General features: G+C 68.5%; 13 protein-coding genes and 1 pseudogene. 3 read left to right on the forward strand and 11 right to left on the reverse strand.

The window, feature by feature from the left end; translation table 11 throughout:
- Nucleotides 1-60 precede the first annotated feature (60 nt).
- Both BN3385_RS21730 and BN3385_RS21735 read right to left on the reverse strand, forming a co-directional pair.
- A complete protein-coding gene (locus tag BN3385_RS21730; protein WP_156432844.1) occupies nt 61-5,874 on the reverse strand; it encodes a beta strand repeat-containing protein in 5,814 nt (1,937 codons plus the stop codon).
- Nucleotides 5,875-6,106: 232 nt separating this feature from the next.
- On the reverse strand, nt 6,107-6,706 hold the full coding sequence (locus BN3385_RS21735; RefSeq protein WP_059019913.1) for a riboflavin synthase: 600 nt from the start codon (nt 6,704-6,706) through the stop codon (nt 6,107-6,109).
- 176 nt (nt 6,707-6,882) lie between these two features.
- Between BN3385_RS21735 and BN3385_RS21740 the strand changes: the two genes are divergently transcribed.
- Both BN3385_RS21740 and BN3385_RS21745 read left to right on the forward strand, forming a co-directional pair.
- A complete protein-coding gene (locus BN3385_RS21740; RefSeq protein ID WP_059019915.1) occupies nt 6,883-7,578 on the forward strand; it encodes an LppX_LprAFG lipoprotein in 696 nt (231 codons plus the stop codon).
- 15 nt (nt 7,579-7,593) lie between these two features.
- Nucleotides 7,594-9,132, forward strand: a complete 1,539-nt coding sequence (locus BN3385_RS21745; RefSeq protein WP_059019917.1) for an MFS transporter — start codon at nt 7,594-7,596, stop codon at nt 9,130-9,132.
- Here the strand turns inward: BN3385_RS21745 and lysA are convergent.
- On the reverse strand, nt 9,115-10,392 hold the full coding sequence (gene lysA / locus BN3385_RS21750; protein WP_231748786.1) for a diaminopimelate decarboxylase: 1,278 nt from the start codon (nt 10,390-10,392) through the stop codon (nt 9,115-9,117). The two genes, BN3385_RS21745 and lysA, sit on opposite strands and share 18 nt — an antisense overlap.
- Nucleotides 10,393-10,443: 51 nt before the next feature.
- Here lysA and BN3385_RS21755 point away from each other — a divergent pair, with 51 nt between their 5' ends.
- Nucleotides 10,444-10,995 (forward strand): type 1 glutamine amidotransferase domain-containing protein, encoded by a 552-nt coding sequence (locus BN3385_RS21755; protein ID WP_059019921.1) that lies wholly within the window; start codon nt 10,444-10,446, stop codon nt 10,993-10,995.
- A gap of 26 nt (nt 10,996-11,021) precedes the next feature.
- On the opposite strand, the gene ribD is transcribed toward BN3385_RS21755, so the two are convergent.
- The 8 genes and pseudogenes from ribD to BN3385_RS21795 all read right to left on the reverse strand — a co-directional run bounded on the left by ribD (nt 11,022) and on the right by BN3385_RS21795 (nt 20,255).
- Entirely contained in the window at nt 11,022-12,041 is a 1,020-nt protein-coding gene (ribD, locus tag BN3385_RS21760) for a bifunctional diaminohydroxyphosphoribosylaminopyrimidine deaminase/5-amino-6-(5-phosphoribosylamino)uracil reductase RibD (RefSeq protein WP_059019923.1), read from the reverse strand.
- A complete protein-coding gene (rpe, locus tag BN3385_RS21765) occupies nt 12,038-12,724 on the reverse strand; it encodes a ribulose-phosphate 3-epimerase (protein WP_059019925.1) in 687 nt (228 codons plus the stop codon). Before rpe ends, ribD begins: the two co-directional genes overlap by 4 nt.
- Nucleotides 12,725-12,745: 21 nt before the next feature.
- On the reverse strand, nt 12,746-14,254 hold the full coding sequence (locus tag BN3385_RS21770) for an RsmB/NOP family class I SAM-dependent RNA methyltransferase (protein ID WP_082690587.1): 1,509 nt from the start codon (nt 14,252-14,254) through the stop codon (nt 12,746-12,748).
- On the reverse strand, nt 14,251-15,180 hold the full coding sequence (gene fmt, locus BN3385_RS21775; protein WP_059019927.1) for a methionyl-tRNA formyltransferase: 930 nt from the start codon (nt 15,178-15,180) through the stop codon (nt 14,251-14,253). The genes BN3385_RS21770 and fmt overlap by 4 nt, the downstream gene beginning before the upstream one ends.
- 3 nt (nt 15,181-15,183) lie before the next feature.
- Complete coding sequence (locus BN3385_RS21780) at nt 15,184-15,720, reverse strand: LemA family protein (protein WP_059019929.1); 537 nt, start codon at nt 15,718-15,720, stop codon at nt 15,184-15,186.
- A pseudogene (locus BN3385_RS21785) lies at nt 15,714-17,559 on the reverse strand (DUF2207 domain-containing protein). The gene BN3385_RS21780 and the pseudogene BN3385_RS21785 overlap by 7 nt, the downstream one beginning before the upstream one ends.
- Before the next feature lie 29 nt (nt 17,560-17,588).
- Complete coding sequence (locus BN3385_RS21790; protein WP_156432957.1) at nt 17,589-19,532, reverse strand: primosomal protein N'; 1,944 nt, start codon at nt 19,530-19,532, stop codon at nt 17,589-17,591.
- Nucleotides 19,533-19,610: 78 nt separating this feature from the next.
- Nucleotides 19,611-20,255, reverse strand: a complete 645-nt coding sequence (locus BN3385_RS21795; protein ID WP_059022290.1) for a vWA domain-containing protein — start codon at nt 20,253-20,255, stop codon at nt 19,611-19,613.
- Between the last annotated feature and the right edge of the window lie 16 nt (nt 20,256-20,271).

The raw sequence follows: 20,271 nt of genomic DNA on the forward strand, positions 1-20,271 counted from the left end.
CAGGCCAGGGCGTGGTGTGACGTGGGCGACAGGATGGGCCGCCGCGGGGATCAGGGTGGATCAGACCTGCTTCTGGCCCGGCGTGCTGGTCACCACGCCGTTGAGGGTCCTCCAGTACCCGTCGTAGACGGTGATGGTGAAGGAGGAGAACTTGGTGAGGGCGGCGGTGCCGAGGTTGAGGCTGCCGGTCAGGGAGTCCCCGGTGGAGACGATGTATCCCGAGCCGGGGTTGGCGTTACTGGGCGGGGCGCTGAGTCTCGTGGTCGAGATCGTCTCGCCATCGGGATCAGTCGCCTTGATGGACGTCCAGCTATTGCCGACCTTGACGGCGCTCGTAACCGGGTCCCGGTTTTCGGCGTAGATCGGGACGACCACCTTAACGGTGCTGGTGCCGCCGTAACCGTCGGTGACGGTGACGTTGAACCAGTCGGTCGTTTGCGCCGTGGTGGCCCCCATCTTGGCCGCGGCGTGGAAGTAGGCCGCGCTCTGGCTGATCGAATACGACATGGTGCCGTTGGAGTTGACGGTCACGGTGCCGCCGTTGGCGGTGGTGATGGTGCCGCCGCTGGCCAGGGCGAAGGTCGTGCCGGTGCCGTCGAACTTGTTGTTGATCAGGAGTGCGTCGGAGTCGCCGTCGCTGGCGGCGAACGTGAGGCCGGTGATCGTCTGGACTCCGGCCGCGTTGGGGTTGGTCTTGGATCCCGGACTGGACAACGTGACCGTCCCGGAGCCGCCGTTGACCGTCACCGTGGGTGCGGTGTTGGCGACCGTCGGGGCGACGTTGATGGTGGCGATGACCACCGACTTGCCGGTGGCATCGGTGGCCGTGATGGTGAACGAATCGTCCGGGGTCGTCGTGTGGCCCAAACCGGCTGTGCGGGTGTAGGTGTAGGTGCCGTTGGCGTTGACCACCACCGTGCCCTTCGACGGGCCGGTACCCAGGCTGTAGCTCAGACCCAGGCCGGTGTCGCCGGCCGGGACGTTCAGCGAGCCGCTCGTGGAACCGGGCACACCGTTGGTGTTGGTCTGCGGCGACGGTGTGGTCAGGCCGTTCAGCGTGACCGTCGCGGTGGTGACCCCGCCGTGATTGTCGTCGACCTGCACCTGGAACGAATCCGAGGTGACCCCCACCTTGGGGATGTAGGTGAACGAGGTGCCGCTCATCGTGACAATGCCGCCATTGGTGGTGTACGCCGATCCGCCACTGGCGTTGAGCAGGCTGTAGGTCAGGCTGTCGCCGTCACCGTCGGAGCCGCCCGAGATGCTGCCGCGCACCACGCCAAGGCCACTGGTACTCGAACTCGCGACACTGCCGCTCAACGTCGGCGCCGCGTTCTGCTTTTCGATCGGGACCCCATACGTCACGTTGGTGGTGCCGCCGAACGCATCGCTGACCGCGACTGTGAACGTGTCACCGGGGTCACCGACCACCGCGTGGTCATGCCAGTAACTGTCCGAGACCCCGAACCACGCATACTTCTGGTTCGTGTAGGTGAACGACCCGTTGGCGGCGACTGTGATGGTCCCACCATTGGCGGTGCTGTAGGTACCCGCCGCCCACGTGACCGTATCACCTTCAGCGTCAAGGGCTTTCAACGTGCCCGACGTGCTCTGCTTGTCGTACGGACCGACAATCCGATCCAGCGACGAGCTGGCCACGGTCACACCGTTACCCACCGGTGCGGTGTTGGCGACCGTCGGGGCGACGTTGATGGTGGCGATGACCACCGACTTGCCGGTGGCATCGGTGGCCATGATGGTGAACGAATCGTTCGGGGTCGTGGTGTGGCCCAAACCGGCTGTGCGGGTGTAGGTGTAGGTGCCGTTGGCGTTGACCACCACGGTGCCCTTCGACGGGCCGGTGCCCAAGCTGTAGGTCAGACCCAGTCCGGTATCGCCAGCCGGGACGTTCAGCGAACCGTTGGTGACACCGCCGGTGGCGTTGATATTGGTCTGCGGCGACGGTGTGGTCAGGCCGTTCAGCGTGACCGTCGCCGTGGTCACACCACCGTGACCGTCGTCGACCTGCACCTGGAACGAATCCGAGCTGACACCCACCTTGGGGACGTAGGTGAACGAGGTGCCACTCATCGTGACGATCCCACCGTTGGTGGTGTACGCCGATCCGCCACTGGTGTTGAGCAATTGGTAGGTCAGGCTGTCGCCGTCACCGTCGGAGCCGCCCGAGATGGTGCCCCGCACCACGCCTAGGCCACTGGTGCTCGAACTGGCGACACTGCCACTCAACGTCGGCGCCTTGTTGAGCGATGCGATCGGCACCGAGTAGGTCACCGCAGTGGTGCCACCGAAGTCATCACTGACGTTGACGGTGAAGGTGTCAACCGCTCCGACAGGCTGGTGCCAGTAGGCATCATGGGTGTGGATCAGCAACCCGTCGTCGTAGGCGTCCTTCTCCATCTTGTAGCTGAACGTGCCGTCGGCGTTGACCGTGACCGTGCCGCCGTTGGTCGTGGTGTAGGTACCAGCGGCGAAATGCACCGCATCGTTGTTGGGGTCGGTCGCGTGAAGCGTGCCGGCCGTCAGCTGGATGTCGGACCAGTTGAGGACTCCGACATTGGTGTAGACCGGCGGACCGACGGGTGAGTTCGTGGTGAGCCCGGTGCCCACCGGCGCGCTGTTGGCGACGGTCGGGTTGACGGCGAAACTCATGGTGACCGTGCGACCGTTGGCGTCGGTGGCGATCACCGTGACCACGTCACCGGGTGTCGTCGTATGACCCAGGCTCGAGTCGCGCGTGTAGGTGAAGGCGCCCGTGGCCGGATTCCACGCCGTGACGGTGCCCTTCGACGGGGCGCCGCCCAGCGTGTAGGTGAACATTCCCGAATCGAGGGCCGGTGTCGGCACGTTCCCGGTCACCACGTTCTGCGTCGAGGTGTTGATGTTGGCAGGGGTGAGCGTGGTGCTGTTGGCCACCGTGACCGTCGTGATGGTGCTGCCGCCGTGGGCATCGGTCATCTGCACCTGGAAGGACTGCGTGGCACCCGCTGTCGACGTCGAGACGTAGGTGAAACTTCCGTCTGCGTTGAGGGTGATGATGCCGCCGTTGCTGCTGCCGTTCTTGGTGTAGGCCGAGTTGCCGCTGAGGCCGTTGACCGAGGAGCCCACCAGCGAATAGGTCAGGTGGTCGCCGTCGGAGTCGCTGCCGCCGACGCTGCCGCGCACCACGCCCAACCCGTCGGCGCTCCCTGTCGTGGGAGATGCCGTCGGATTGCTGTTGATCCCGCCGACGATCTGAATCTTTTGCGTGACAAGGTAATTCTGGCCGTCGGCGCCCTTCACGGTGACCTGCACCGTGTCGTACCTGTCGTCCGGGTTGTCTGAGGTAGCGGCGTGGAAGTACGCGTCACCGGGCAAGGTCTGGGTGTAGGAGAAGCCACCGCCGTTGCTGTTGATCGTGACCAGGGCACCCCAGGCTGAGGTGTACGTGTTCCCAGCGGCCGGCGAGTAGCTCGCGGCATTGCCGTTCTGATCAACCGCATGGAATGTGCCGTACGCGTACTGGGAGCCGAGAACCTTGCTCGGGTAGCCAGAGTTGTAGCTGGTGCTCGTCGTGAAACTCGTTCCGGGCAAGGGTGTATTCGCGACGGTGAGAATCTTGACCTGGAAGGTGAGCGTGTACGGGGCGCCGTCCACCGACGTCACGGGAATACTCACGGTGTCGTACTGGCCGGCAGCACCTGCAGCGAAGAACGCCGGTCCGGGAAGCGTGTTGGTGTAGGTGTATCCACCGTCATAGGTGTTGATGGTGACCAGCGCGCCCCACGCCGAGGTGTAGGTCTTCCCGTCGGCGGGCTGGAAGCTGACGGTGTTGCCGTTCTGGTCGACAGCGTGGAACGATCCGGCCGCGTACTGAGAGGCGGTCTCGGGCGTCAATCCTATTGTGTACAGCCAACTCTCGTACGTCGTACTCTTCGTGTAGTTCAGCAGCGCCGCCATTTCCTGGAAGCGCTTGTACATCCCGACGAAAGCCACGTAGGTAACCACCGTGAACGGATTTACCTGCGCCGCGGTCCAGGTCGGCAGCGTGATGTCCCAGGCCCGAGTCGGGTCGTAAAACGCACCACCGTCGGTGAGCCCGAAGGTCAAGGTCGCCCCGGCCTGCGCCGCAACGACCTTGCTGATGAGACTGGCCGAGTCCGTCAGATCGGCACGGGTGACCGTGGCACCGGTGGTCGCCTTGATGACATCGATCTCCCACTGGGCCGGGTCATAGATGCCGTTGAGCATGTCCTGCAGCACGGTGGCGGTGCCGACCACCGTGGCGGCCATGATCTTGTACGGGTTGATGATGTCGAACGTGCCGGCCCCGGGGGCGATCGTGAACGGCGGCACGATCCGGTTCAGGAAATCGCCCCACGCATTGAGCGTGGCCGTGAATGTGTAGTTGGGCAGCGCGGATTGGAAGAACATCCCGAAGATGCCGAGGAGGTCGTTCACCCAGCGCGCCGGACTGCCCGCAATCGCAGTGTCGATCAAGTTCTGCAACTGAAGGTCGGCGAGGTCCAGACTCTGGTCAGTCTGGTAGTTCGTGATGTCAACGAACTTCCCGGGCGTACCGGGCCAGCCCGCGAGCCGGTTGACCGCCCAGGTCAGGGCGCCTTGGAAGTACCACTCGGCCGTCCCGACCGCAGGAGTCGTCGCGGCAGCGGGTGAAGCGGCGGCCGCGGACAGCACAGTTGCGGTCGCCCCCGCCGGCGCGGTGAGGCTGTGCAGAGCCGAGGCGATCGGCTGACCGAACACCGGAACCATTCCGATGAGATCTTTTGCCACATCGCCGATTTCATCGGCCACGTCGACTCCGTCACGATTGAGCACCGCGGTGCCCAGTTCCGCGAGGTCGCCGAGAAGGCTGATCGCATTGATCACCGGCGCCAGAACGATGTTCACCAGGTTTGTCGGCTGGAGACCGAATTGCAGGGCCTCGTGCGCGGTTTCGACCGACCCGTTGGCGCTGTAGGCCGCCGTCAGGGTGGCGACGGCATCCTCGGGAGTGATGGTGGTGACCGCAGCGGCCTTGGGCTCGCTGGGCGAAGCGCCCCCCGTCGCCGATGTCGTGTCGGTGGTGGGCGGACCGGACGTGGTGGTGGTGCCGGTGGTCGACGAGCTTTGGGCGCCTTTGGGAGAACGGATCTCGCGAACGGCTAGGGCCAGCGATTCCTCCAGGCCATGTCCGACCCAGTTCAGCACATCGCCGATATTGGTGAAAACCGGTGCCGCCGAGACAGTTCCGGGGGTGACGGTGTTGGTCACCGCCGCTGCCGCCGGAACCGCCGTGACCGTCGCGGTGGTGGCCGCCTCAGCAGTGCTGGCGGCCGCAGCGGGGGCCTTGTCGGCGGCATCTGATGACGCAGGCGAGCTAGTCGGCGCCGAGGCCGAGTCCGCGCCAGAAGACTTGCGCGGCTTGGTCTTTATCTGAGGTTGTGCGCGCTTGTTCGCATTCGCGGCCGCGGGTTTATCGGTTGCGCTCGAACCGTTCGCGTCGGCGTCGGCATCAGCTTTGGATCCGCCGGAGCTGTCCTTGTCGGTCGTGTCGTCGCCCTGGCCGGACACCTTGGTCGTGGGCGGGCGCTTGGTCCCCGTCTTCTTGGGCGTGGACCCGGTTGTTGCGGCCTGATCCCCTGCCGACGAGGGCGACGATGGACCAGTGTCGGCTGCATCCTTGGCGGGACCGGCGTTCGACGAATCGTCCGGGGCGGCCGATGCAATACCCTGCCCGCTGGCGATCGCCGCACCCAACCCGATACCGACGGTTCCGACTCGAAGCCATTGCGCGCAATTCGACGAATCGAACGTCGAAGGCTTCCGGTGGCGGCCCTTGGTCCGACGCGGGTTGCGTGGGCTCGCGGCAGCCACAGCAGCTCCTTTGCGTCGGGGTGACCGCTCTCACCTCGCCCGACCGGGGGAGACACGCGCCACACGTCGCCCTGCAACTTAACATCGCTTCGCCAGTTTGGCTAAGACAAATCTCAGGTTCGATTTGCGAAATACCGCTGAACTGGGTCTTCGACCCCTCGTTGCCCAAAATGGACCACCGTGTCAATTTACTCAGCTGTGCTCAGGGTCGCTATTTCAGCAAAGCAGCGCGTCAGCGCAGCCGATCGCCGAGCAGCCGTTCCACATATTTCGCTATGACGTCCACCTCGAGGTTGACCGGTGCCCCCACCGGAGCACGGCCAAGGGTGGTCAGCGCCAGCGTGGTCGGGATCAGTGAGACCTCGAACCAGTCGTCACCCAGAGCGGACACCGTCAGCGAGATGCCGTCGACGGTGATGGACCCCTTCTCGACGACGTACCGGGACAGCTCCGGCGGCAGCGCGATGCGGACCACTTCCCAGTGCTCCGAGGGTGTTCTGGACACGACGTGACCGGTGCCGTCCACGTGGCCCTGCACGATATGACCGCCCAGCCTGCTGTCGACCGCCGCGGCCCGCTCCAGGTTCACCGCACTGCCCACGTCCACGGCGGCCAAGCTGGAGCGCTTCAGCGTCTCAGCCATGACATCGGCGCTGAACTGGCCGTCGGGCATGATCTCGACGACCGTCAGACAGACGCCGTTGACGGCGATCGAGTCGCCATGACGAGCATCCGCAGTGACGACGGGCCCGCGGATGACGAACCGGGCGGAGTCGCCCAGGTCGTCCTTGCCGACGATTTCGCCCAGCTCCTCGACGATTCCGGTGAACACGGCACCTAATCTAGCGTCCTGACGCGGCCCACCGTCCACCGCCGACGGCGCTCCCCCGGCGACCGCTGAAATGGCAGGTCACCGCCCCTACACGCGCTCGTACCGACCTGGTCACGACTAGGCCACCGCAGCGTCGCGAATGAGGCCGGGTCCGGCCGACCCACTACGATGCAGCTATGCCGACGCGCCGCCGAATGTTCGCCGTCCTTGCCGCCCTGCTCTCGACAGCCACACTGGTCGTCGCGGGCTGCTCGTCGAAACCCGCCGAGAACCTGCCCGAAGCGCAAGGCCTCCTACAGCAATCCATCACCGCCACCAAGGCCCTCAAGAGCGCCCACCTGGAGATCGCCATCGACGGCAAGATCGACGGGCTGCCGGTCAAGAAGCTCTCCGGTGACCTGACGAATATCCCCACCGTCGCCGTCTCGGGCAGTTCCACCATCTCGATGGGCGGCTCCGACGTCGACATTCAGCTGGTGGTCCTCGAAGGCACCCTGTATGCCGCACTGACCCCGAACAACTGGCTCGACATGGGACCGGCCGCCGACGTCTACGACCCCTCGGTGATCCTCAACCCCGACACCGGCCTGGCCAACATGCTGGCCAGCGTCTCCGACGCCAAGTCCGAGGCCAGCGACACCATCAACGGTGTGGATACCGTCCGGATCTCGGGCAAGGTCACCGGCGACGCGGTGAACAAGCTCATCCCCCAGGTCAAGGCGACCGGATCGGTGCCTGCCACGGTGTGGATCCAGAAGGCTGACCCGCATCAGCTGGTCCAGGCCAAGGTGGAGCCGAGCAGCGGAAACAGCATCTCGCTGACGCTCTCGGACTGGGACAAGCCGGTCACCGTCACCAAGCCCGCGGTCTGATCACCGGCGCGTTCGATGACTGACGCCCACACCTCCGGCCGGAGCCGACGGATCGCGATCGGGGCGGGCAGCCTGGCTGTGCTGCTCGGCGCCCTCGACACCTATGTCGTGGTCACGATCATGACCGACATCATGCAGACCGTCGGCATCCCGGTGAACAAGATCCAGCAGGTCACCCCGATCATCACGGTCTACCTGCTGGGCTACATCGCCGCGATGCCGCTGCTGGGCCGGCTGTCCGACCGCTTCGGCCGCAAACTCATCCTTCAGCTCAGCCTGGCCACGTTCGCGGTCGGATCGGTCGTGACGGCACTGTCGACCGACCTGACGATGCTCGTCATCGGCCGGCTGATCCAGGGTGTGGCCAGCGGCGCGCTGCTTCCGGTCACCCTGGCGCTGGCCGCCGACCTGTGGGCCGCGCGCAGCCGGGCCGCCGTCCTCGGCGGGATCGGCGCGGCCCAGGAACTGGGCAGTGTGCTGGGGCCGCTGTACGGCATCGCCGTGGTGACGGTGCTGTCGAAGTGGCAGGACGTGTTCTGGATCAACGTGCCGCTGACGGTGATCGCGATGGTGCTGATCCACTTCAGCCTGCCGTCCCACGACCGCAGCTCGAATCCGGAGCGCGTTGATGTGGTCGGCGGTGTGCTGTTGGCTATCGCCCTGGGACTGGCCGTGATCGGGCTCTACAACCCCAATCCGGACGGCAAGCAGATTCTGCCGAGTTACGGACTGCCGCTGGTGCTCGGCGCGGTGGCCGCGGCGATCGCCTTCGCGGTGTGGGAGCGTTTCGCCAACACCCGGCTGATCGAGCCCGCCGGGGTGCGGTTCATTCCGTTCCTGGCGTCGTTGGGCACGTCGCTGTGTGCGGGCGCAGCCCTGATGGTGACGTTGGTCAACGTCGAGTTGTTCGGTCAGGGCGTGCTGGGCAAGGACCCGAAGGAAACCGTATTCATGTTGGTTCACTTCCTCTTTGCCCTGCCTATCGGCGCCCTGGTCGGTGGTTGGGTCGCCACCAGGATCGGTGACCGGATCGTGGCGGTGGTCGGCATGCTGATCGCCGCGGGCGGCTACTGGCTGATCTCGAAGTGGGACGTCGACGTGCTGACCGCCCACCATCACCTGGGTCCCGTGTCGCTGCCGGTGCTGGGCACCGACCTCGCAGTCGCCGGTCTCGGACTGGGCCTGGTGATCGGCCCGCTGACGTCAGCCGCGCTGCGGGTGGTCCCCGCCGCCCAGCATGGCATCGCGTCGTCCCTGGTGGTTGTCGCCCGGATGACCGGCATGCTGATCGGTGTTGCCGCGCTGAGCGCCTGGGGCCTCTACCGGTTCAACCAGATCATGGCGACCATGCCCAAGCCCACCGGCACCAACGTGCTCGAGATCGCCGCACAACTGGCGGCGAACGGCCGCAAGGCCTTCGCCATGCAGTACGGGTCGATCTTCTTCATCACCGTGATCGTCTGCCTGGTGGGTGCGGCGCTCGCGATCTTTATCGGCGGCAAGACGGAACACGCCGACGCCGACGAGTCCGAGGAGCTAGCCGCTCTGCGCTGAGGCCGGGACGTCACGGGCGAGTAGGTCGGCCCAGGTATCCCGGCGCACCACCAGCCGGGCCTGGCCGTCGGCCACAAACACCACCGGGATGCGACGTGCGCCGTTGTACTGGTTGGACATCGTGTAGCAGTACGCCCCGGTGACGGGCACGGCCAGCAGGTCCCCGACCGCCGGATCGGCAAGGGGCACAACGTCGATGAGCTCGTCACCGGATTCGCAGTGCCGGCCCACCACGGTCACTGGCTGCCCGCCGCCGACCCGGTCGACCACCGTCGCCTCGAACCGCTGGCCGTAGAGCGAGACCTCGAGGTTGTCCCCCATTCCGCCGTCCACCGCGACGTGCGTCCGCTCGCCGCGTTTGACCGTGGTGACCCGGTAGACGGTGCAGGCGGCGGCCGCGGTCATCGACCGGCCCGGCTCGACGATGATCCGCGCCTCGGCGGGGACCAGCCCGCGGGCCCGCTCGACCATCATCGCCGCATAATCCTGCACCGAGGGCGGGTGATCGTCGTAGGTGTAGCGCACCCCCAACCCGCCACCGAAGTCGTACACGTCGAAGCTGCCCAATGCGGCGACCGGCTCCACCGCCGCAGCCAATTGCGCGGCGTCCAGCAGCTGCGAACCCACGTGGGTGTGCACCCCGTCGCAGCGCAGCACTCGGCTGCGCCGGATCCGCTCGATCGCGACACACGCATCGGCCGGCAGCAGCCCGAACTTCGAACCGGCGTGGCCGGTGGCGATCGCCGCGTGGGTACTGGCCTGCACACCGGGTACCACCCGCACCAGACACGCCTGCCGGCGGCCGGGTTCGACGATCCGTTCCAGCCGGTCAATGTCGTCGAAGTTGTCCACCACCACCAGTCCGACACCCTTGTCGACCGCCAGCGCAAGTTCCTCATCGGTTTTGGCGTTGCCGTGCAACAGCATTCGCGCCGGGTCGGCCCCCGCCGCCAGCGCGGTGATGATCTCTCCCCCACCGGCGACGTCGAGATGCAGCCCCTCGTCAGTCATCAGCCGCTGAATCGCGGTGCAGGGAAACGCCTTCGACGCGAACGCCACATCCGAGCGCGGCCACAGATCCCGGAACGCGGTGAGATACTCGCGCGCCCTGGCCCGCAGTGCCGACTCGTCGACCACCATCACCGGAGTGCCGAATTCGGCGGCGATCTCGTCAAGGCGGCAGCCGCCGACCTCCAGGGTGCCGTCGGCGGCGAGGCGGCTGCCCGGTGGGAAGAGGCTCAGAACATCGGGTTCGGTCATCGTGTCCATTCTGACAGTGTCGGACCTAATGCCTGTGGGTATGCGCCACGCATGACCAATGAACTGACCAACAAGCGCATCGCATTCCTGGTCGCCCCCGAGGGCACTGAGCAGGTCGAACTGACCACCCCATGGCAGGCTGTCGAGCAGGCCGGTGGCACACCTGAATTGATCTCCACCGAGGTGGGCAAGATCCAGGCGTTCAATCACCTCACGCCCGCAGACACCTTTGACGCCGAGAAGGCCGCCGAGGACGTCTCGGCCGCCGACTACGACGGGCTGGTACTGCCCGGCGGGGTGGCCAACCCGGACTATCTGCGAACCGACTCCGCCGCCGTCGGCTTCACCAAAGGCTTCTTCGAGGCGGGAAAGCCGGTCGCAGTGATCTGCCACGGGCCGTGGACCCTGGTGGAGGCCGACGTCGTCGAGGGTAGGCAGCTCACCTCGTGGCCCAGTCTGCAGACCGATCTGCGCAATGCCGGCGCGCATTGGGTCGATGACGAGGTGGTGGTGTGCACCGACGGCCCGAACACCCTGGTGTCCAGCCGCAAGCCCGACGACCTGCCCGCGTTCTGCGCGAAATTGGTGGAAGCCTTCGCCTGAGCAGCCGCGCTGCGCGACCAGGACGACTAGACCGGCACCAGGCTCAGCAGCAGATCGGGCCCGATCCGGTCGACACCGTCGTAGCGCCAGCGCAGCGCCTTGGCAATACTGGGCACCCCCACGTCGTCGACGGCGGTGACCGGTCCACCCAGCAGGATCGGCGCGACGTAGGACAGGATCCGGTCGATCACCCCGGCACGCAGGAACGCACCCGCCAGCGTCGGGCCACCTTCGAGCAGGACGTCGGTGCGATCCGACAACGCGCGGATCACCTCGTGCGGATCGTGGGTGCGGATCACCATGGTGCGCGAATCATCGTTGAGCACATTGGCTTCCGTCGAGATCTCGCGCTTGCCTACCACCACCCGAAGCGGCTGGCGGTCGGCCAGGCCACCACCGGGCAGCCGCGCGGTCAGCGTCGGATTGTCGACGAACACCGTTCCGGTTCCCACCACGATGGCATCTGCCGCCGCACGGCGCCGGTGCACATCGGCGCGGGCGGATTCGCTGGTGATCCACTGCGAGGACCCGTCGGCGGCGGCGCTGCGCCCGTCGACACTGGTGGCGAACTTCCAGGTGACATGCGGTCGACCGGTGCGCTGCTTGTGCAACCACTCGCGCAGCGGACCGGTGACGACCTCCTGGGCGCACACCCCGTCACTGACCGTGATCCCCGCGGCCCTGAGTCGGCTGGCTCCCCCGGCGGCCACCGGATTGGGATCGGCGACCGCGTACACCACCGCGGCCACCCCGGCGTTGATCAGGGCGTCCACACAGGGTGGGGTGCGGCCGTGATGATTACACGGCTCGAGGGTGACCACCGCGGTACCGCCCCTGGCGAGTTGTCCCGCCGCGCGCAGTGCCACCACCTCGGCGTGCGGACCACCCGTCGGCTCAGTGCCGCCGACACCGACGACATCGCCCTCCGGGCCCAGGATCACCGCTCCCACAGGCGGATTCGGATACGTCGCGCCTTTGACCCGCTGCGAACGCTCCACGGCCAGCCGCATCGCGGCCTCGATCACCGCCGGCGCCGGAGCGGTCATAGCACCAGATGCGGTGAGGCGGCACCGGCCTGTCGGCGCAGGGCCTCCACCGCCGCACCCGGGTCCTTGGCCCCGTAGACCGCCGAGCCCGCCACGAAGCAGTCCACCCCGGCCGCTGCGGCCTGTTCGATGGTGTCGGCGTTGATCCCGCCGTCGATCTCCACCACGATCGTCAGCTCGCCCGAATCCACCAGGCGGCGCGCGGTCTCGACCTTGGCCAGCACCTCGGGGATGAAGCTCTGCCCGCCGAATCCGGGTTCCACCGACATCACCAGCAGCGTGTCGAAGTCCCGCAGGATTTCCAGATAGGGCTCCAGCGGGGTACCCGGCTTGACCGAGAGACCGGCCTTGGCCCCCGCGGCGCGGATGTCGCGGGCCACCCCGACGGGATTGTCGGTCGCCTCGGCGTGGAAGGTCACGTTGTAGGCGCCGGCCTCGGCGTAGCCTGGAGCCCAGCGGTCCGGGTTCTCGATCATCAGATGGCAGTCCATCGGAATGTCGGTGGCTTTGAGCAGGCTCTCGACCACGGGCAGCCCGAGGGTCAGGTTCGGCACGAAATGCGCGTCCATGACGTCCACATGCAGCCAGTCCGCGCCTTCGACAGCCGCGGCCTCCTCGGCGAGGCGGGCGAAATCGGCGGACAGGATCGACGGTGCGATGAGTGGTCGGGACGGCGTAACCATGGCAGTCAGCCTAAAGGGGGCTCAGGGCAGCTTCTGCAACGCGGCGGCGAACATGGCGTCGGTGCCGTGCCGGTGCGGCCACAACTGCACGTACGGGCCGGGCCCGAGCCCGTCGACCGGGGCGAACAGCGGCCGGGTGTCCAGCGCGGTCACCGGCTGACGCCGCAGCGCATCGGACACCACCCCGACGGTCTCGGCTAGATGCGGTGAGCAGGTGGCGTACAACACCACCCCACCGGGGCGGACCAGCCGGATCGCCGCGGCCAGCAGTTCGCGCTGCAGCTTGGCCAGGGCCGGCACGTCGGCAGGAGTGCGCCGCCAGCGGGCCTCCGGGCGCCGGCGCAGCGCCCCGAGCCCGGTGCACGGCGCGTCGACCAGCACCCGGTCGAAGCTGTCGGGCTCCAGCGCAGACTCGCGGCCGTCGACCCTGAGCACCTCGACCGGCAGTCCCCGGGTGTTGAGCTCGACCAGGTCGGCCCGGCGCGGGGCGGGCTCGATCGCGGTGACGGTGCCACCCTGCTGGGCGGCGATCGCGGCGATCAGGGCGGTCTTGCCGCCCGGGCCCGAGCACAGATCCAGCCACCGTCCGCCGTCCGCGCCGATCACCGGGGCCAAGGTCAGGGCGCGGGCCACCAGCTGGCTGCCCTCGTCCTGCACCAGGGCCTTGGCATCGCGGACCGCCGCCAGCTGACCGGGGTCACCGCCGGACAGGTACACCGCGTACGGCGAGTAGCGGCCGACGGTGGCATCGGCTTCCTGCGCGAGATCCTCGGCGGTGAGCACGCCCGGGCGGGCGGCCAGGTGCACGGCGGGGCGGGCGTCGTCGGCGGCCAGCGCGGCATCCAGTTCCCCCGCGTCGGCGCCCAGCGCGTCGGTGAACGCCTGGGCGATCCAGCGCGGATGGGCGTGCACGAAGGCCGCATGGCCCACCGGATCACTGTCCAGCGGGGGCGCCAGCTCCGCCACCCAGGACGCCTCGTCGCGGCCGGAGATCGTCCGCAGCACACCGTTGACGAAACCTGCTCGTGCACTGTCGAATTCGATGCCGGCCTGCTCGACGGTGGTGGACACCGCGGCGTGCGGGGCCACGCTGGTGCGCAGCAGCTGATAGCTGCCCAGCCGCAGCAGATCGAGCAGCACCGGGTCGATCTGGTCAGCCGGCCGGCCCGCCGCGGCGGCGATCACCGCGTCGAGCAGGCCGCGCGTGCGGGACGTGCCGTAGGCCAGTTCGGTGGCGAAGGCCGCGTCCCGGCCGCTGATCCCCCGCTCGGCCAGCAGGGCGGGCAAGACGAGGTTGGCGTAGGCGTCCCGTTCGGAGACCGCGCGCAACACGTCGAAGGCGACCTGGCGGGCGGGATCCAGCGGAGTACGGCGCGGACGCCGGGGCGGCCGTTGCTGGCCGGGGTCGCGGCGCGGCGGCCCACCGGCCTTCCCGTCCCGACCGTCGCGCCCTCGGCCGTGAAAAGGTTTGCCGCTGCTGCCTTTTCCGCGGTCCCGGTCGCGTCCGCCGCGGGGTGAGTGTTCGCTCATGTCGCCTGGACCGTCTCATCGAGCCGTGCTCCGCGGGCCCAGTCGGCGGCATTCATCGGCTTCTTGCCGGGCGGCTGCACCTGTCCGAGTAGCACCGGCTGCGAGCCGGTACCCACCCGCACCGCCGCACGCTCAGCCCGGATCTGCCCTGGCGCCAACGGATCTCCCGCCTCATCGACGGTCACCGGCCCGACCTTCACCCGGATATCGCCGACCATCGTCCACGCACCGGGGGCGGGCGTCACGGCACGGATCCGGCGGTCGACGACGTGGGCGGGCAGCTCCCAGCGGATGCGCGCCTCCTCGACTGTGATCTTGGGCGCCACGCTGATGCCCTCGGCGGGCTGCGGCACCGGGGTCAGTGTGCCGTCCTCGATCCCGTCCAGCGTGGTCTCCAGCAATCCGGCGCCCGAGGTCGCCAGCCTGCCCAGCAGGTCTCCGGCAGTGTCGGCGGGACGGATGGTCTCGGTGACCACGCCGTAGACCGGGCCGGAGTCCAGGCTGGGTTCGATGAGGAAAGTCGTTGCGCCCGTGACGGTGTCACCGGCGGCGATGGCGGCCTGCACGGGGGCGGCACCGCGCCAGGCGGGCAGCAGCGAGAAGTGCAGGTTGACCCAGCCCCGCGGCGGCACGGCCAGCAGCGCCTCGCTGAGCAGCGCGCCGTAGGCCACCACGGCGCAGCAGTCGGGGCCGAGGTCGGTGAGTTCGGCGATGAACTCCGGGGAGTTCGGCCGCGGCGGCCGCAACACCGGGATCCCTGAGTCGAGCGCCAGTTGCGCCACCGGCGACGGCGCCGGTTTGCCGCGCCGGCCCGCGGCCGCGTCGGGACGGGTCAGCACGGCGATGACCTCATGTCGCGGCGAGTCGAGGAACCGCTGCAGCGACGGCAGTGCCGGTTCGGGTGTCCCTGCGAAAACGATGCGCATGGGTTACTTCGGCACCTGATAGAACTCACGTTGCTTGACCCCCGCCATCCCGGCCACAAACATCCACGGGATGGTGGTGGTGAGTTTGTTCACCGTGGCCACCGCATCGTTGTAGTACTGGCGGGCGAAGGCCAGCTTGTCCTCGGTGTCGGCGAGGTTCTGCTGCAGGTTCAGGAAGTTGTTCGACGAGTTGAGCTGCGGGTAGCTCTGCCCGAGCGCGAGCACCTGCCCCACCGCGGTGTCGAATTCCTTTTCCGCTGCACCGCGTTGCGCCACCGACTTACCGCTGGTCGCCGCGGCCAGGGCGGTCTGCGCGTCGGCGACGTGGTCGAGGATCGCCTTCTCGTGGGCGGCGAAGGTCTGCACCGTGCTGATCAGGCTGGGGATCAGCGACGCACGGCGGGTCAACTGCACGTCGATACCGCCGAGCGCCTCATCGACATGGACGTCGGCCGCCCGAACCTTGTTGTAGCCCAGCACGAATCCGCCGAGCACCAACACTGCGATCAGCAGCACCACTACGAGCACGAAGGTCACCATGACCCGCCTCCTCCTCCGCCGCCGCCGCCACCGCCACCACCGCTGAACCCGCCGCCGCCTCCACTGCTGCTGCTGGACGCCGCCGCCTCCACTGCTGCTGCTGGACGACGACTGCGACGCGGAGTAGGCGCTGATCGAGGACGACAATGCCGACTCGAAGCTGTCGAAACTAGCACCACCACCGGTCGAGGAATGCCAGCTGGTCCCCGACGACGAGTGATACCAGTCGGGTTGCGGCGGCACCTCCTGGGTGGCGGCCTGATACTTGCGGGCCCACAGCGCCGCCACGCCACCGGCGACGGCGAACGGGATGTAGGCGGTGTAGAGGTCCTTGCGGGCAGCGAAATCGAAGCGCGACTCGGCCGAGTCGGTGGCCAGCATCCGGTGGAAACCGCCGATCTGCGACCACAATTGGCGCCCGGCGGCGGTGCGTCGGCTCCCGACGCCGCTGCGCCAGGCGGGTGCGGTGAGGATGAAGAACACCGCGAACGGCAGGCCCCACAGCGTGATCGGGAAGAACCAGCGGAAGAATCCGCAGACCGCCAGGGCCAGCGCCACGAAGTTGGCGAATCGCAGCCACAATTCGGCGCGGCGCTTGACCATGAGGCCTTCGTCGAAGGCCCACTTGCGGACCGAGGTCGCCATGTCGGCCTTGGCTGTGGTGAGCTTCTTGCCCGCCGTCACTGTGCCGTTGGCGTCGAACTCGCGGCCGGGCCCCAGCACGCCGAGCGCCGAGGCGATGTCGACACTGACCGGGTCCACGTCGGCCCAGGCGGCCTTCTCCGCAGTGCCGCGCACGGTCCACTTCTTGGAGCCGACCTGGTTGAGGGACACCAGTTTGCGCTCGCCGAGGTAGAACAGCGTCGCCGTCACTCCGCTCTCGGGCACCTTCTCGGTGCGGATGTACTCGCACTGCACCGGCCCGAGGCCCGGCGGCGGGGCGTACTGCAGCGGGAATCCCGGCGAGGGTTCGACGGTGGTCCGCCACCACAGGAAGCCACCCAGGCCCGCGGCCAGCGTCAGCCCCAGCAGCCACACGGTGCCGGGCACCGAGCGTCCCAGCACCCGGTCCCAGTGATAGGACCACGGCAGTTCGGCGCGCGCCGGGGTCGGGACGTCGACAGCCGCCCGCACCGTCACCGGCGTGCGCGGCGGAAGCGCCGTCGCCGACAACCGGACCGTGTCGCCGTCGACGGTCAGAGCGCTGCAGGCGCGGCCCACTCCCGTGCCGACCGAACACTGCGCACCGGGGACCCCGCCGGGCAGGGTGATGGTGATGTCGGCGCGGTCGATCTGGTTGTTCCACGCCGGGGCGATGACGTTCCAGAAGAATGCCGACGGCGCCGACTGGCTACCGGTCGTGGACGCGAAGGTCTTGTTGGCGCCGGTGCTCCCGGGATCGAGCACGCCGTCGATGGTGTAGCTGATCCGGAACACGTGGGTGCCGTAGTCGAGGAGCCGGTGCGGATCGCCGATCTTGGCCACCCGGAAACGCTCGCCACTCTCCCACAGCATCTGGTACGGGATCGGCTGGTCGTCCATCAGGATTTCGGTGACCTGCGGGATCTGCCGGACGTGTGGGTCGTTCTGGTTGGCGATGTCCCAGTAGCGGAAGATTCCGTGCCGGTCGCCGGGGAACTTGCCGGTGATGATCTCGGTTGCCGCCAGCCGGCCGTCGCGGTCGACGACGAAGTCGGCGCGGTAGTTGGTGATCACCACCGGGTCGTAGACGGCGCCGCTGCTGCTGGGCAGGAAACTGAATGCCACCGGCCACAGCAGGCCAATCATCATGAGCAGCAACGAGATCGACCACGCGATGGCACGGCCGAACGCCTTCATGACACCTCCGCTGTGTGTTCTGCCCGGGATTACCCTATGTGCAAAGGGTCGATCTGTACCCGAACCGCCTCGTGATCGTGGCGGGCGCTGGCGATCGCGATGGCGTGGCGGAGCGACGCGGCCAGCGCCAGGCCCTCGTCCCGGCCCACCCGGATCAGCATCCGGATGGCGGGCTCCCCCGCGGTCATCGCTGGTGGCCGGCGCACTCCGAGGGGCAGGTCGACCGGGCCGAGCAGGTCGGCGTCCTCGGGCAGTTCGGCGTGGTCGAGCAGCGCGGCCACCGCCGCGGAGCTGCCGTCGACCGCGGCCATGTGCACGCTCGGCGGTAGACCGACCTCGGTGCGGGCCTCCAGTTCTGCCTCAGCGTGCCCGACCGGATCCCACTTGACCAGGGCCTGCACCGTGGGAATGGTCGACTCGGCGACCGCGGCCACCACGCCGCCATCGCCGCGGGGTTGAACCAGCGCGGCCGCGGCCATCCACCGCCGCAGGGTGTCCTCGGCGGCGCGCAGATCCTGCCGTCCCAGCATGGCCCAGCTGTCGAGCAGCAGCGCGGCGCCGTACCCGTCGGGGGCGCGCGGCTCGGCACCCGGGGTGGCGACGACGAGCGCAGGACCGGGACCGATCTGGCTGTGCACCGAATCTCCGGCCGAGGTCACCACCGGAGTGCCCGGGAAGGCCCGGCCCATCTCCTCCGCGGTGCGCCGTGCGCCGACGACGACTGCGCGGATCGCGTCGGAGCCGCACCGCCCGCAGCGCGGGGCCGGGTCGATGCGACCGCACCATCGGCATACCGCTCCGGCTCCGGCGCCGGACAGCGAAAGCGGGCCGGTGCAGTGCCGGCAACGCGCGACGGTACGGCACCGTGCACAGGCGATCGCGGGGACGTAGCCGCGGCGGGGCACCTGGATCAGGACGGGTGCGCCGCGCTCGACGGCGGCGCGGGCGGCCCGCAGTGCCACCGACGGCAGCCGTGCCGTCCGGGCGGCGGGATCACGCTCCTCGGCATACCCGCCGTCCTCGAGGGCCACCACCCGCGGTGAGCAGGCCCGCACCACCGGCCGGGGCGCCACCAGGTCGTGCGCCCACCCGCTGCGGACCAGAGCGTGCGCCTCGGTGGTGCGGGCGTAGCCACCGATCACCGCGGCGCAGCGCAGCTGATGCGCGCGCAGCATCGCGACCTCACGGGCATGCGGGTAGGGCGCACGCGGCTCGGCCAGGGTGTCGTCGCCGTCGTCCCAGACGATGACCAGCCCGAGCCGCTCCACCGGGGCGAATACCGCACTGCGGGTGCCGATCACCAGCCGGGCCTGCCCGCGCAGCACCGACAGCCAGCGCCGGTAGCGCGCCGACGGTCCCAGGCCGGCCGATAGCGCCACCACGGCGGACTGGTCGATCCGTGCGGTGGCCGCGGCGAACAGCGCGTCGATATCGCGCTGGTCGGGTACGACTGCCAGCACCCCGTAACCGCCGCTGACCGCGGCGGCGGCGGCCTCGGCGATCCGGTCGCACCACTGCTCGCCGGGCAGCGCCTGCCAGACCGCCCGCGCGGCGCGGCCCTCCCGCAGGGCCTCCAGAAACTGCTCGCCGCGCCCGTAGCGGGCCCAGCCGGCGGGGTCGACGGGATCGATCACCGGCAGCAACGGGGTGGCGGCCTCGGTCTTCTCGGCGCGGGCGTGCCGCGGCGGGATCGCCAGCCGTAGGACGTCGGGGCGGGTGCCGGCATAGCGGGCCGCGACCGCGTCAACCAGCCGGCGCACCTCGGGGGTGAGGACCGGTTCGGCCGAGATCACCCGGTCCAGCCAGCCGAGCTGACCGACATGGTCGGTGTCCGAGCGGCGTTCGAGCACGAAGGCGTCCACCAGCCGGCCGTGGAACCGGACCCGGACCCGCACGCCGGGCTGGGCGTCATCGGACTGCTCGGCCGACACCAGATAGTCGAACTCACGGTCCAAGTGCGGCACCGACAGCATCGGCAACACCCGGGCGATGGGTTCGTGCTCAGCGGCCTGCCGGTGGGAGGTGCTCACCTGCTCCCGCCCGGTTGTGGGTCATCGGCCCTGCGCCCCTTGGCGTTCGGCATCGTCGAAGACTACCGATGCGGCGGGCCGCTGGCCCCGGCTGCGCTTACGCGAGGTGTAGTTGGCCACGGCCGCAAACGCTCCGTCCACCCCGGTGGGCGACGCGTCGTAGGTCAGGGACTTCCCTGGTGCGAAGCCGAGGTCGGTTCCGACGTCGATAGCGTCCATGTTGGCGCCGAGGAACACGAAGTCCCAGTCGTAGACCTTCTCCTGTTGCGAAATGAGCGCGCGCACAGCCTCTTTGGTCCACTCCTGGCTGGCGTTCTCGTGCCCGTCGGTCATCACAACAATGGTGACGTCGCCCGGCCTGTCCTGTTCGGGCAAAGCCGCCAGGGCAGTTCCGACCTCGGTGACGAACCGGCCCACGGCGTCGAGCAGCGCGGTCATCCCGCGTGGCTCCAACGTCAGCGACGGAACGTCCTCGACGGGCCGGTTCTGATAGACGACGTCGTAGACGTTGTCGAACTGTGCCAACGTCACCAATGTGGTCCCGGGCTGGCCCCGTTGGGCGGCGATGTAGGCATCGAAGCCGCCGCGGGTGTCGTCGGCGATCGACTCCATCGAGCCGGAGCGGTCGAGCAGTGCGGCGATCAGCGCAACATCGGGATTGGTCATCATGACTCCTCGTCGG

Origin of the sequence: Mycobacterium sp. M26, from assembly GCF_001494595.1 — a bacterium.
Classification (GTDB): domain Bacteria; phylum Actinomycetota; class Actinomycetes; order Mycobacteriales; family Mycobacteriaceae; genus Mycobacterium.

Excerpts from the sequence above, each read along its gene's own strand:
- BN3385_RS21740 (WP_059019915.1), top strand. The coding sequence starts at position 6,883 with ATGCCGACGCGCCGCCGAATGTTCGCCGTCCTTGCCGCCCTGCTCTCG.
- BN3385_RS21745 (WP_059019917.1), top strand. The coding sequence starts at position 7,594 with ATGACTGACGCCCACACCTCCGGCCGGAGCCGACGGATCGCGATCGGG.
- lysA (WP_231748786.1), bottom strand. The coding sequence starts at position 10,392 with ATGACCGAACCCGATGTTCTGAGCCTCTTCCCACCGGGCAGCCGCCTC.
- BN3385_RS21755 (WP_059019921.1), top strand. The coding sequence starts at position 10,444 with ATGACCAATGAACTGACCAACAAGCGCATCGCATTCCTGGTCGCCCCC.
- ribD (WP_059019923.1), bottom strand. The coding sequence starts at position 12,041 with ATGACCGCTCCGGCGCCGGCGGTGATCGAGGCCGCGATGCGGCTGGCC.
- rpe (WP_059019925.1), bottom strand. The coding sequence starts at position 12,724 with ATGGTTACGCCGTCCCGACCACTCATCGCACCGTCGATCCTGTCCGCC.
- BN3385_RS21770 (WP_082690587.1), bottom strand. The coding sequence starts at position 14,254 with ATGAGCGAACACTCACCCCGCGGCGGACGCGACCGGGACCGCGGAAAA.
- fmt (WP_059019927.1), bottom strand. The coding sequence starts at position 15,180 with ATGCGCATCGTTTTCGCAGGGACACCCGAACCGGCACTGCCGTCGCTG.
- BN3385_RS21780 (WP_059019929.1), bottom strand. The coding sequence starts at position 15,720 with ATGGTGACCTTCGTGCTCGTAGTGGTGCTGCTGATCGCAGTGTTGGTG.
- BN3385_RS21790 (WP_156432957.1), bottom strand. The coding sequence starts at position 19,532 with ATGCTGTCGGTGCCGCACTTGGACCGTGAGTTCGACTATCTGGTGTCG.
- BN3385_RS21795 (WP_059022290.1), bottom strand. The coding sequence starts at position 20,255 with ATGACCAATCCCGATGTTGCGCTGATCGCCGCACTGCTCGACCGCTCC.